A 12,147-nucleotide genomic window follows, 5' to 3' on the forward strand; every position below is an offset into this window, starting at 1 on the left:
GAATGGAGGCATGAGCACTCCGGACGCCGAGCCGACCACGGCCCTCCCGGCGATGGCCCCGCACCTGCGGGCCCTGCGCCGCCGCGCCTCCCTCACGCTGGAGGCCGCCGCGCGGTCCGCCGGACTGTCGCCCGCCCACCTCTCCCGGCTGGAGACCGGCCGGCGCCAGCCCTCACTGCCGATGCTGCTCGCGCTCGCCCGGGTCTACGGTACGACGGTCTCCGAACTCCTCGGCGAGACGTCCGCCGCGCGGGACGCGGTCGTGCGCGCCGGGGACATGGAGCCCACCGAGGCGGGCGGCTGGACGTACGTCCAGGCCGGAGCCGCCGGGCGCGGGATGCAGGCCCTGCGGGTGCGGGTGCCGCACGGCGCGCAGGGTGACATCGTGCGCGTGCACCCCGGCGAGGAGTGGCTGTACGTCCTCACGGGGCGCCTGCGCCTGACCCTCGGCGACTCCACGCACCTCCTCGACCCCGGGGACAGCGCGCACTTCGACTCGCTGACCCCGCACCGCATCGCCGCGCGCGACGCGTCCGGCGTCGACCTCCTCTTCGTCCACACCCTGTTGCAGAGCCCCACGGCCACGCTGTGCCTGGGGACCGACCCCGGAGGCATGCCATGAGCGACAACCGTGAGGAAGGCTTCCCGCGCGCGCTGTGGATCAGGCTGCTGATCTACGTTGTCGGCGGCCACGTCCTGGCGCTGTTCATCTGGTTCCTGTTCGAGGCGGGCTCACGGCAGTAGGGCGGGGGGTTACTCCAGGAAGCGGTCCTTGAGGCGCGCCCGCAGCTCCGGCGTGACCCCGAGGCCCTGCTCCAGATACGCGTCCACCGACCCCCAGGTCTCGTCGATCGTGTCGAAGGCCGCCTGGAGGTACTCGATGCGGGCCTCGAACAGGGGGCTGAGGAGTTCGGTGATCTCGGGGTCGCGCGCGGGGGGCGTGGAGCCGTCCGTCCGGCGCAGCCGGTAGCGGCGGTGGGTCGCGTTGGACTCCAGGTAGTCCGCGACGATCGCCTCGCGCTCGACGTCCAGCGCGAGGAGCGTCACCACGATGGACAGGCCCGCACGGTCCTTGCCTGCGGCGCAGTGCATCAGCGCGGGCGTGCTGTCGTCGGCGAGGGCGGCCAGCACCTGCGTGTGCTCGGGCGTGCGCCCCTTGATGATCGCCCGGTACGAGGTGATCATCCGCCCCGCGGCCCTGCCCCCGCCGAGGAGCTCGCGCAGCTGCTCGATCTTCCCGTCGCGGACCATCGCCCAGAACTCCGCGCCGTCCGCCGGGTCCGACAGCGGGAGGTTCACGTTCCGCGTGCCCGGCAGCTCGACGTCCGGGCCCTCCAGCTTCTGGTCCGCCGCGTTGCGGAAGTCGAAGATCGTGTGCAGCCCCAGGGAGGCCAGGAACGCGGCGTCCTCCTCGGTCGCGTGCGCCAGGTGGCCGCTGCGGAACAGCACGCCCCGGCGCACCCGGCGCCCGTCGGTCGTCGGCAGGCCTCCGACGTCACGGAAGTTGCGCACGCCTGCCAGCTCGGGTTCGGTCGAGGGGATCTGCTGCGTCACGGGGTCTCCCTCCCAGTGGGTCCCGGCCCGGCGCGGCTCAGGAAAATGGCCGGTGGGACACGCTGTCGACCATACGACACGGGGAAGACACCCCAGGAGTTTTCCACAGGCGTTGCAGGGGGCCCCGGGAACCCCCGATGATGTTGCCGTCTGGTCGTACGTGTTCGTATGTGTTTTAACTGATTTTCGATCGTGTGAGGGTCTGATGCTGGAAACCGCTGAGAACGGGCGTACGTGGCTCCTGTCGGGCCCCACGAGCAGTTACGCCCTGCACCTCACCGAACGCGGCGAGCTGCTGCACCTGCACTGGGGACCGGCGATCACCCTCGCCGACGCCGAGGCGCTGGCGGCCGTCCCGCTGTCGCACGGCTCGTCCTTCGAGTCCGCGCTGGACGGTCGCGAGGAGTACCCCGTCGAGGGCGGCCCCCGCTTCACCCGCCCCGCGCTCTCCGTGCGTACGCCCGCGCGCCGGGGCACCGAGTGGACGTTCGACGCGTATGAGGCGGTCGGCGATGAACTCCGGATCGCGTTCCGCGACGGCGGGCTGACCGTCGCGCTGCACTACCGGATGCGCGGGGACGTCGTCGAGCGCTGGGCCGTCCTCGGCAACGACGGTGACGAACCCCTGGAGCTGCTGCGCGCCGACTCCGCGACCTGGACCCTCCCGCACCGCGAGGGCTGGCGCCTCTCCCAGCTCCACGGCCGCTGGGCGGCGGAGTCCCGCCTCACGCGCGCGCAGCTCACCTACGGCGAGAAGATCATCGGCAGCCGCCGGGGCCACACCGGTCACCCGCACCTGCCCTGGGTCGCCCTCGACACCGACGCCACCGAGGAGAGCGGCGAGGTCTTCACCACCGCCCTCGGCTGGTCCGGCTCCTGGCGGATCGCCGTCGCGCAGCTCCCCGACGCGCGCGTACAGATCACCGGCGGCGCCGGGCACGACGACTCCGGCCTGCTCCTCCTCGCCGACGGCGACTCCTTCACGACGCCCGTCTTCGCGGCCCTGTGGTCCGACGGAGGCTTCGGCGGCGCCAGCCGCGCCTGGCACGCCTACCAGCGCGAGCACGTGATCCCGGACGCGGACCAGGACCGCCCGGTGCTGTTCAACTCCTGGGAGGCGACCACCTTCGACATCTCCGAGGAGCAGCAGCTCGTCCTCGCGCGCAAGGCCGCCGACATCGGGGTCGAGCTGTTCGTCGTCGACGACGGCTGGTTCGGCAAGCGCGTCAGCGACCGCGCGGGCCTCGGTGACTGGACGCCCAACCCCGACCGCTTCCCCCAGGGCCTCAAGCCGCTCGCCGACCAGGTGCGCGGGCTCGGCATGCAGTTCGGCATCTGGGTCGAGCCCGAGATGGTCAACCCGGACAGCGACCTCTACCGCGCGCACCCCGACTGGGTGCAGTTCCAGGAGGGCCGCACCCGCAGCGAGTTCCGCAACCAGCTGATGCTGAACCTCGCGCGCGAGGACGTCCAGGAGTACCTCTGGGAGCAGCTCGACACCCTGCTGTCCAGCGCCCCCATCGACTACGTGAAGTGGGACTTCAACCGCTGCTTCACCGACGCCGGCTGGCCCGGCGACCCCTACCCGCAGCGCCTGTGGGTCGACCACGTGCGCGCGCTGTACCGGCTCCTGGACCGGCTGCGCGCGGCCCACCCCGGCGTCGCCTTCGAGTCCTGCTCGGGCGGCGGCGGCCGGATCGACCTCGGCATCCTCAGCCGCACCGACCAGGTGTGGACCTCCGACAACACCGACCCGCTGGACCGGCTCGCCATCCAGCACGGCTTCAGCCAGATCCACCCCGCGCGCGTGATGGCCGCCTGGGTCACCGACAGCCCCAACACCCAGCTCAACAACCGGGTCAGCTCGCTGAAGTTCCGGTTCGTCAGCTCCTTCGCCGGGGTGCTCGGCGTCGGCGGCGACCTCTCGGAGTGGACCGACGCGGAACTCGCCGAGGCGCGCGAGTGGGTGGAGCTCTACAAGAAGATCCGGCCCGTCGTCCAGCAGGGCGACCTGTACCGGCTGCGCGCCCCCGAGGGCGGTCTCAGCGCCGTGCAGTACGTGCGCGGGGACGACACCGTCGTCCTGGCCTGGCTCCAGGCGCAGCACTACGGGGAGACCGTACCGGCGGTGCGGCTGCGCGGACTTGACGCGACGGCGTCGTACGAATGCCTCGAAACCGGTGAAATCCACCGAGGTGCGGTCCTTTTGCACCACGGGCTGCGGACCGGGCTGAGCGGCGACCTCGATGCGGCGGTATTCCGGCTGCGCCGTATCTGAGGTTTCTGTCCGAATTGGGAAACCTGTGAATCGGTCGCGTGAGCAGGGTCATATTTCTGGCCCTGCGGCACGCGTCATGTGCACGTAATAGGCCGGGTTTTCAAGGGGATTCAGGGGTTCGGACGGGTTTTCAGCGGTGTGCGGGGACGGCCGAAACGCGCCGTGAATCGACAGGAAAAAGATTCATATACAACTTCTGCTTGTCCCCGTGCGTCCGCGTCGCCTACGTTCATCACCAATCCGGGCGGACGCCGAATCCTGCCGCAGTCCGGAGCCGAACACATCCACCAGCGAAACGGCAGGAGCGGGGGACCCACAGGCAGTTCCGCCTGGTCCGGTCTTCCGGAGCAGGCTTGGGGTAAAGCCGTGCCTCGGCACGGCCGGACATCTCCTGTCCGCACCCGACAGCTCACCTCGCAGGCGCAGGAGAGGAATTCCATGCCCGCCAGGGGTAAGCACCGCCGCCCGAAGCCGCCTCGTTTCTCCCGGTCGCTCGCCGTGGCCGGAACGGGTGGCGCGGCGCTCGCACTTCCGCTCATCGGGGCCGCCGGGGCACACGCCCAGACGGCGTCCTCCGCGGGCGCCTCCACCGCCGCCTCCGTGGCGCCGGTCTCCGGGAAGACCGTCCAGGCGGTCCCGGTCGCGCGCACGGCCTCGGCGACCACGCAGGCCGCCACCCGCAAGACGGCCACCTACACCGTCCGCTCCGGCGACTACCTCTCGAAGATCGCCGAGGAGCAGAACGTCCGCGGCGGCTGGCAGCGGCTGTACGAGGACAACCGGGACGCCGTCGGCTCCGACCCGTCGCTGATCCACCCCGGGCTGCGGCTGTCGCTCGGCGCGAAGGCGGCGCGGGCGGAGAGCTCCTCCGGCTCGTCGTCGTCCTCGTCCTCGTCGTCGCGTCCGTCCTCCAACGACCGGCAGTCGGCACGGTCGTCGCAGGGCTCCTCGGACTCCAAGGCTTCCTCGAGGGGTTCTTCTTCGCAGGGCTCCTCGAAGGCCACCACCGAGAGCGCCTCGTCCTCCTCCGGCTTCTCGCTCCCCGTGCGGGGCGCGGTCGTCGGCACGGGCTACCGGGTCTCCGGCAGCATGTGGTCCAGCGGCTACCACACGGGCGTCGACTTCGTCGTCCCGAGCGGTACGACCCTGCGGGCGGTCGGCGCCGGTACCGTCGTCGCGGCCGGCTGGGGCGGGGCGTACGGCAACCAGGTCGTCATCAAGCTCGCGGACGGCTACTACGCGCAGTACGCGCACCTCTCGGCGCTCAACGTGTCGGTCGGCCAGACCGTCGGCGCGGGCCAGCAGATCGGCTACTCCGGCGCCACGGGCAACGTGACCGGAGCGCACCTGCACTTCGAGATACGCACGACCCCGGACTACGGCTCGGACATCGACCCGCTCGCGTACCTCCGCTCGCACGGCGTCTCCGTCTGACACCAGCCTCGTCTGCGAAGGCCGGACCCCTGATCCCCGGGTCCGGCCTTCGGGCGTTCCGGAGCCCTGGGACCTGTCGGTTCCTGCGCGATCATGATCGTTTTGTTGCGGTCGTGTGGCATCCGTCGACAGCCGGGAGAGCGCGGAGACACAGTGATCTCCGTCCCTAGCCAGCGCTTTCCTGGAGGTCCCGTGTCCGGCGTCCACCGACGTACCGTCATCAAGGGCGCCGCGGTCGCGGCAGCCGCCACCTCGTTCTCCTGGGCCCTGTCCCGCCCCGCCGCGGCAGCCGCCGACGCCCGCACCGAACTGCGCTGGCTGGAGGGCACCCCCGACGCCCACGCCGGCACCACCTGGGGCGTCCCCTGGGCGCGCGGAACGCACAGACCCGGACAGCCCCTGAGGCTGACGACCGCGGACGGCACCGACGTCCCCGTCCAGTCCTGGCCCACCGCCTACTGGCCCGACGGCTCGGTCAAGTGGACGGCCCACGCGATCGCCCCCGACGCCCCCCGAGCCGACCGGTACCTCCTCGGCGCGGGCACCCCGGCCGCACCGGAACACCGGGTGACGGTCCGGCGGGCGAAGGGCGGCGTCGAGGTCTCGACCGGTGTCCTGACGGCCCGCTTCGCGCAGAAGGGCGCCGACACCGTCGTCCGGAGCCTGCTGCGCGGCGGGGTCGAGGTCGCGCGGGACGGGCGGCTGGTCGCGCTGCGGCAGGGGAGTGTGCGGGACGGGGCCGGGGTGGAGGCGTTCGCCGGGCGGGTGGAGAAGGTGGAGGTCGAGCAGGACGGGCCGGTGCGGGCCGTCGTCCGGGTCGAGGGGCGGCACCGGCACGGCGGGCGCGGCTGGCTGCCGTTCGTGCTGCGGTTCGCGTTCTCGGCGGGCGCGGAGTCGTTCCGGCTCGTGCACACCTTCGTCTGGGACGGCGACCAGGAACCCGGCCGCGACCGGGGCGACTTCCTGCGCGGACTCGGCGTGCGCTTCACGGTCCCGCTGCGCGACCGGGCGTACGACCGGCACATCCGCTTCGCCGACTCCGGCGGCGGCCTGTTCGCCGAGGCCGTCCAGGGCGTCACCGGCCTGCGCCGCGACCCCGGGGCGGCGGTCCGGGCCGCGCAGGTCGCCGGGGAGAGGCTCCCCGACCTCGCGACCTGGGACCCGCGCGTCTCCGGCCGCCTCGCCTACATCCCCGAGTGGGGCGACTACACGCTCTCCCAACTCACCGCCGACGGCTACCAGATCCGCAAGCGCACCAAGCCCGGCCACGGCTGGATCCCGGCCGCAGCAGGCCAACGGGCCGGTGGCTTCGGGTACATCGGCGGCGCGAGCGGCGGACTCGCCTTCGGCGTACGGGACTTCTGGCAGCGCCACCCCACCCAGCTCGACGTACGCGGCGCCGCTTCGAGCGCCGCGGAGGTCACCCTCTGGCTCTACTCCCCGGAGGCCCAGCCGCTCGATCTGCGCTTCTACCACGACGGGTTGGGCCAGGACACCTACGACGAGCAGTCGGACGGCGGCCTGGAGATCACGTACGAGGACTACGAGCCGGGCTTCGGCACGCCGTACGGCATCGCGCGGACCAGTGAACTCACCTTCTGGGCCGTGGAGAAGACACCGGACGCCTTGAGGCTCGCCGCTTTCGCGAGGGCGGTCGCCACCCCGCCCCAGCTCGCCGCCACCCCCGAACGCCTGCACGCCGCCGGGGTGTTCGGCGACTGGGCCCCCGTCGACCGGTCGACCAAGGCCCGTACGGTGATCGAGGACCACCTCGACGACCTGTTCGCCTACTACCGCGACCAGCGCGAGGAGCGCCGCTGGTACGGGTTCCTCGACTACGGCGACGTCCAGCACACCTACGACACCGACCGGCACGTCTGGCGCTACGACGTCGGCGGATTCGCCTGGGACAACTCGGAGTTGGGCACCGACCTCTGGCTCTGGTACCACTTCCTGCGCACCGGCTCCGCCGAGGTGTTCCGGTTCGCGGAGGCCATGACGCGGCACACCGGCGAGGTCGACGTCTACCACCTCGGCACGTGGGCGGGGCTCGGCACCCGGCACGGCGTCCAGCACTACGCGGACAGCGCGAAGCAGGTGCGGATCTCGACGGCCGCCAACCGGCGCTTCTTCTACTACCTCACCGGCGACGAGCGCACCGGCGACCTGTTGCGCGAACTCGCCGACGTGGAGCTGACGTTCCTCGCCGTCGACCCGCAGCGCAAGGTCCGCACCGACGGCTACACCCCCGGCGGCCGGCACGCCCTCTCGGTCGGCTTCGGCACCGACTGGGGCGGCATCTCGGCGGCCTGGCTCACCGAGTGGGAGCGGCACGGACCGCGCGCGGAACAGGCCCGCACGAAACTGGTCAACTCCCTGCGGACGATAGCCGCCCAGCCCAACGGCTTCTTCACCGGCGCCGGTCTGCTGGACGCCGACACCGGCCGGTTCGCGCTCACGACGAGCACGGCGGTGAACGTCTCGCACCTCAGCGCCGTGTTCGGGCTCGTGGAGACCACCAGCGAGATCGTCGCCCTCCTCGGCGACCAGGAACCGGAGTTCCGCACGGCCTGGCTGAACTACGCCCGCCACTACAACGGGACCGACGCCCAGAAGCGCCAACTCACCGGCTCCACCTGGAAGTCGGCGCTCCCCGCAGCCCACTCCCGCATCACCGCGTACGCCGCCCGCCACCAGCACGACCCCGCGCTCGCGAGCCGCGCGTGGAAGGAGTTCTTCACCGGCGCCGACACCTACTTCCCGTCGAACGACTGGCACCGCGTCACCGTCCCCACGCCCCACGTCCTGCGCACCACCCGGGAGATCCCCTGGGTCTCCACCAACTCCTCGGCGCAGTGGGCGCTCGCGGCGATCCAGAACCTGGCCCTGATCGGAGATGAGATCCCCTCGTGAAACGCCTCCTGATACCGGCGCTCGGCCTCGCCTTCCTCGCCCCGCAGCCCGCCCACGCGGCGGGCCCGGACACCGTCCGCCCCGACGACCGCCGCCTCGCCTACGAGGGCCACTGGAGCCGGAGCACCGAGGCCGCCGTCACCGTCAACTCCGGTTCCCGGCTGCGTTTCTCGTTCACCGGGAACACCGTCCACGCCCTCTTCGACGTCACCTCGGTCACGGTTCCCGCGCAGGTGTACGTCTCCGTCGACGGCGGACCCAAGCAGCGGTACGCCGTCGACCGCGCCGACATCGAGATCACCGCGAAGGGGCGCGGACCGCACACCGCCGTCCTGTCCGTGAAGGATGTGTTCTCGCGGGTGAACCGGTGGGTGCCGCCGCTCCAGACGGGGGTGACGCTCACCGGGCTCAAGGGGCGGGTGATTCCCCAACGCGCGGAACACAAGCGGCAGTTCGCGTTCTACGGCGACTCCATCACGCAGGGCGTCAACGCCCTGTGCGGCGACAACAGCACCTCCGACTGCGCCGACGGCACCGCCGCCTACCCGACGCTCGTCGCCGACGCGCTGCACGCCTCGCTGACCCAGGTCGGGTTCGGGCGACAGGGCGTGCTCCTCACCGGGAACGGGGGAGTGCCGGACGCGAGGGCCGCGTACGGGTGGAACTACGCGGGCTCACCGGCGAGTTCGGACCGCGGGGCCGACGTCGTCGTCGTGAACCAGGGGGCGAACGACGCGGCGTACGGGGCCGAGGAGTTCACCGCCGCCTACCGCGCCTACCTCGCGCGGCTGCGCCAAGCCGCCCCGCACGCACGGATCCTGGCGCTGCGGCCCCTCAACGGGACGCACGCGGCGGACGTTTCGGCGGCCGTCACCCAACTCGGCGACCCGCGCACCGAGTTCGTGGACACCACCGGCTGGATCTCCACGGAAGATCTGAACGACGCGGTCCACCCGAACGTCCGGGGCCACCGTAAGGTGGCGGACCGGTTGATCACTTTGCTGACCGAAGGAGCGCACCGACATGACGACCACGCGTAGAGCGTTCGGCGCCCTCGCGGCGGGAGCCGCCCTCGCCGCCGTCGCCCCCGCGGCGCGAGCCGCCGCCGCACCCCGCCGACGGCTCCTCGCCCACGACGACTTCTGCCACGGGCTGCGGAACTGGGCCGTGGAGTTGGAGAAGGGCGGCACGGTCACGGCCTCGCGGGGCGTCCTCGACGTGGACGTGCCCGCCGGGGCGACCATCTGGTTCCGCCGGCCCCTCACGGGGCCGTACGTCATCGAATACACCGCCACCCCCGTTTCCGCCGGTGGCGTCAACGACCGGGTCTCCGACCTCAACAACTTCTGGAACGCCGTCGACGTGCGCTCGCCGGACGACCTCTTCGCGACCGCTCGCGGGGGCGCGCTCGCGGAGTACGACTACCTCAAGACCTATTACTCCGGGTACGGCGCGAACTACAACACGACGACCCGGCTGCGGCGGTACGTCGGGGAGGCGGGGGTGCGCCCGCTGATCTACGACTACACCGAGCCGCTGCTCGTCGCGAACGAGCCGAACCGGGTGCGGATCGTCTCCGACGGGTCCACGGTCCAGTGGTGGGACAACGGGCGGCTCGTCTTCGACTACACCGACCCCGAGCCGTACACGGGCGGGCATTTCGCCTTCCGGACCACCTGGAGCCATTTCCGGATCGAGAGGTTCCGGGTGTGGGGCGTATTCCCGGATTGAGTAACTCTTTAGAAGTGGCTTATCTCACCACCCGTCAACCCTTTATTACGGTCGCGTAGGTCACATTCGAAGGTGAATCATGGGCTGTTGTGGCAGACGATTCGAAGAGTGACAGCAAGACAGTGATGATCGGGTCGTACGTGGCGGTGGGGGACAGCTTCACCGAAGGTGTCGGCGACCCCGGCCCCGACGGGGCGTTCGTCGGCTGGGCCGACCGGTTCGCGGTACTCCTCGCGGACCGGCGTGCCGAGGGCGACTTCGCGTACGCGAACCTCGCGGTGCGCGGGAAGCTGCTCGACCAGGTCGTCGCCGACCAGCTTCCCCAGGCCGTCGCGATGGCCCCCGACCTCGTGTCCCTGTGCGCGGGCGGCAACGACATCCTGCGGCCCGGCACCGACCCCGACGAGGTCGCCGAACGGTTCGAGCTCGCCGTCGCGCAGCTCGCGTCCGTGGCCGGGACGGTCATGGTGACGACCGGGTTCGACACCCGGCAGATGCCGGTCCTCAAACACCTGCGCGGGAAGATCGCGACGTACAACGGACACGTCCGCGCCATCGCCGACCGGTACGGCTGTCCCGTCCTCGACCTGTGGTCCCTGCGCTCCATCCAGGACCGGCGGGCCTGGGACGACGACCGACTCCACCTGTCCCCCGAGGGGCACACACGCGTCGCGCTCCGGGCGGGGCAGGCGCTGGGCCTCGACATCCCGGCGGACCCCGAGCAGCCGTGGCCCGCGCTTCCGCCGCGCGGCACGCTCGACGTCCGGCGCGACGACGTGCACTGGGCGCGCGAGTACCTCGTGCCGTGGATCGGGCGCCGACTGCGCGGCGAGTCCTCCGGGGACCATGTGACGGCGAAGGGCACGTTGTCGCCGGACGACATCAAGATGCGGATCTCGGCGGTGGCCTGAGGCGAGGCGCTGCGCGGCTCGGCGCGGGAAGTCCGGCTGGGGTGCTTCGACGCCCCCGGCGCCTCGGCGGTGGCCTGAGGCCCGGGGCGGCGCGGCTTCCGTTCTAGCGGTCGGCGTGCGGGCCTGCGGCGGCCGGGTACGGGGCGGTGCCGGTGCGGTCCGGGTTCCGTGGGCCGGTGCGGCGCGGTGATCCGGGCCGGACGGCCGGGGGCCTGCGGCGCGGTGTCGTGTGCTTGTCACGAGGGCTCGGCCAGTGAGGTGATCGTACGGGAGTGGTGCGGGTGGGGGTCCCGGTGCGGGTGCTGGGATGGCCGGACGCCGGTTCCGGGGGGTTCCCCGGCGGCGGACCGACGTCCCCGACCGTGTGAAGGACCCGCCCGCATGCCCCGTACCCGTACGTCCCGTGTCACCGCCGCGCTCGCCGTGACCCTCCTCTCGCTGGGCCTGTCCGCGCCCGGTGCCGCCGCGCTGGACGGGGGGCACGCGTCCGCGCCCGTCGCCGAGCGGGCCGCGTCCGCGCCGACCACGGTCACCGTGACCGGGGACGGCAGCGCCAGCGCCGACCCCGATCTCGCGGTGCTGGGCGTCGGCGTCGAGGCGACCGCCAAGACCGCGAAGGCGGCGATGGCCGCGCAGAACAAGGCGGCCGACGCGCTGCTGAAGGCGGTGCGGGGGCAGGGGGTGGCCGACAAGGACATCCACACCGACGGCGTCTCCCTCAGCCCCGTCTACGACTACACCGACGGCACCTCCGTGCTCACCGGGTACCGGGCCGCCCAGTCCTTCACGGTCAAGGTCCGCGCCATCGACCGCACCGGCACCGTCCTCCAGGCCGTCACCGACGCCACCGGCGACGCGGGCCGCGTCAACTCCGTCGTCTTCGACCTGGCGAACCGCGAACCCCTCCAACGCGCCGCCCGCAAGGCCGCGTTCACGGACGCCCGCGCCAAGGCCGAGCAGTACGCCGCGCTGAGCGGTCGCCGCCTCGGCCGCCTGGTCACCTTGAGCGAGGGCAGCACGGGCTACGCCACCCCGGCCCCGCCGATGGCCGCGGACATGCCCGCCGGCGGCGCCGGGGCGGTACCGCTCGCGCCGGGCGAGATCAAGGCGACGTCTTCGGTGACGGTGGTGTACGAGCTGGACTGAGCGCAGGCGCACGCACGCGCAGGCCGTCCGGGCTGGGGCTCGGGCGGCCTGCGGTGTTTCGGGGCGGGGGTTTGGGGCCCGGCGTGGCGCGATCAAGTCGGTTCCGGGGCGGAGTACGCAGGGCCCGAGCCGCGCTGCCCCGGCGTTGCGCGATCAGGTCGGTTCCGGGGCGGAGTACGC

At 72.1% G+C, this 12,147-nt stretch carries 10 protein-coding genes and 1 riboswitch; of the genes, 9 read left to right on the forward strand and 1 reads right to left on the reverse strand.

Annotated elements, in window-relative coordinates; all coding sequences use genetic code 11:
• The first annotated feature begins 10 nt into the window (after positions 1 to 10).
• Both AOK24_RS10275 and AOK24_RS10280 read left to right on the forward strand, forming a co-directional pair.
• Positions 11 to 622, forward strand: coding sequence for a helix-turn-helix domain-containing protein (locus AOK24_RS10275; protein ID WP_055719750.1), 612 nt, complete (start codon positions 11 to 13; stop codon positions 620 to 622).
• Entirely contained in the window at positions 619 to 744 is a 126-nt protein-coding gene (locus AOK24_RS10280) for a DUF6126 family protein (RefSeq protein ID WP_055719751.1), read from the forward strand. The genes AOK24_RS10275 and AOK24_RS10280 overlap by 4 nt, the downstream gene beginning before the upstream one ends.
• A 9-nt stretch (positions 745 to 753) precedes the next feature.
• Here the strand turns inward: AOK24_RS10280 and AOK24_RS10285 are convergent, their stop codons facing one another.
• Positions 754 to 1,554 (reverse strand): tyrosine-protein phosphatase, encoded by an 801-nt coding sequence (locus tag AOK24_RS10285; RefSeq protein WP_055719752.1) that lies wholly within the window; start codon positions 1,552 to 1,554, stop codon positions 754 to 756.
• 205 nt (positions 1,555 to 1,759) lie between these two features.
• On the opposite strand from AOK24_RS10285, the gene AOK24_RS10290 reads away from it, so the two are divergent.
• From AOK24_RS10290 to AOK24_RS10320, 7 genes are all read left to right on the forward strand, one after another.
• Positions 1,760 to 3,832 (forward strand): alpha-galactosidase, encoded by a 2,073-nt coding sequence (locus AOK24_RS10290; RefSeq protein ID WP_055719753.1) that lies wholly within the window; start codon positions 1,760 to 1,762, stop codon positions 3,830 to 3,832.
• A 262-nt stretch (positions 3,833 to 4,094) separates the two neighbouring features.
• A riboswitch (cyclic di-AMP (ydaO/yuaA leader) is annotated at positions 4,095 to 4,268 on the forward strand.
• A 2-nt stretch (positions 4,269 to 4,270) separates the two neighbouring features.
• On the forward strand, positions 4,271 to 5,266 hold the full coding sequence (locus AOK24_RS10295; protein ID WP_055719754.1) for a M23 family metallopeptidase: 996 nt from the start codon (positions 4,271 to 4,273) through the stop codon (positions 5,264 to 5,266).
• 192 nt (positions 5,267 to 5,458) lie between these two features.
• Positions 5,459 to 8,179 carry an exo-rhamnogalacturonan lyase family protein gene (locus AOK24_RS10300; protein ID WP_055719755.1) on the forward strand — a complete coding sequence of 907 codons (2,721 nt, stop codon included), beginning with the start codon at positions 5,459 to 5,461 and terminating at the stop codon, positions 8,177 to 8,179.
• Complete coding sequence (locus AOK24_RS10305) at positions 8,176 to 9,219, forward strand: GDSL-type esterase/lipase family protein (protein ID WP_055719756.1); 1,044 nt, start codon at positions 8,176 to 8,178, stop codon at positions 9,217 to 9,219. The genes AOK24_RS10300 and AOK24_RS10305 overlap by 4 nt, the downstream gene beginning before the upstream one ends.
• On the forward strand, positions 9,203 to 9,910 hold the full coding sequence (locus AOK24_RS10310) for a DUF6250 domain-containing protein (protein WP_055719757.1): 708 nt from the start codon (positions 9,203 to 9,205) through the stop codon (positions 9,908 to 9,910). The genes AOK24_RS10305 and AOK24_RS10310 overlap by 17 nt, the downstream gene beginning before the upstream one ends.
• Before the next feature lie 125 nt (positions 9,911 to 10,035).
• Entirely contained in the window at positions 10,036 to 10,821 is a 786-nt protein-coding gene (locus AOK24_RS10315) for an SGNH/GDSL hydrolase family protein (protein WP_055719758.1), read from the forward strand.
• Positions 10,822 to 11,202: 381 nt separating this feature from the next.
• On the forward strand, positions 11,203 to 11,967 hold the full coding sequence (locus AOK24_RS10320; protein ID WP_055719759.1) for an SIMPL domain-containing protein: 765 nt from the start codon (positions 11,203 to 11,205) through the stop codon (positions 11,965 to 11,967).
• The last annotated feature ends 180 nt before the right edge of the window (positions 11,968 to 12,147 follow it).

This window comes from Streptomyces niveiscabiei, assembly GCF_001419795.1.
GTDB lineage: Bacteria > Actinomycetota > Actinomycetes > Streptomycetales > Streptomycetaceae > Streptomyces > Streptomyces niveiscabiei.